This is a genomic window from Vibrio sp. 704 (genome assembly GCF_033339295.1).
In genome coordinates, this window is the sequence record NZ_JAWOUH010000923.1 from 1 (window position 1) to 539 (window position 539).

At 50.1% G+C, this 539-nt stretch carries 1 protein-coding gene; it reads right to left on the reverse strand.

Going from position 1 to position 539, the window contains the following annotated elements:
* Positions 1 to 466, reverse strand: a 466-nt coding sequence (locus tag R7R24_RS29895; protein ID WP_318120613.1) for an ABC transporter permease, incomplete at its 3' end; no start/stop codon positions are given.
* Between the last annotated feature and the right edge of the window lie 73 nt (positions 467 to 539).

Here is a 539-nt window from a genome sequence, read left to right on the forward strand (position 1 = left end):
ATGTTTTGCTTGGTGCTGGGCGAATCTCGAAATCAAAATCGGTCAATGGCATGGTTTGCAATGACAATATTGCCGAGCTGATCATGGTATCTGACCCATCCACAATCCATTGCCCAAGCTCTCGACCTTGCATCATGCGTTGTGTGAGATCGCTTGGCAAAATCAGCACGGCGCGCACAATACCATCTTGAATCGCTTGTCCAGCCTCTTGCGCGGTGGCATAGGTTTCTTTGATATCCACCACTTGAGTGACTTTGACGGACTGGGTAATGATCCGCCCGGCGGTACTGCTACTTTGGTCGACAACACCTATCGGAATGTTGCGAATGTCCGTATTGATTGCGAAGCCGAACAGCAAAAGCTGGATAAGCGGGATCATCACCACCATGCCAAACGTGATTCGGTCACGGGAAAGTTGGCGAATCTCTTTGATCATGACGGCTTTCATGCGAGCGATAGGTTTCATCATTGGCGGCCTTTCCCTGTCACGCTGACAAAAACATCTTCTAAGCTTGGGCGAGCGTGGTTCATCTCAGCGT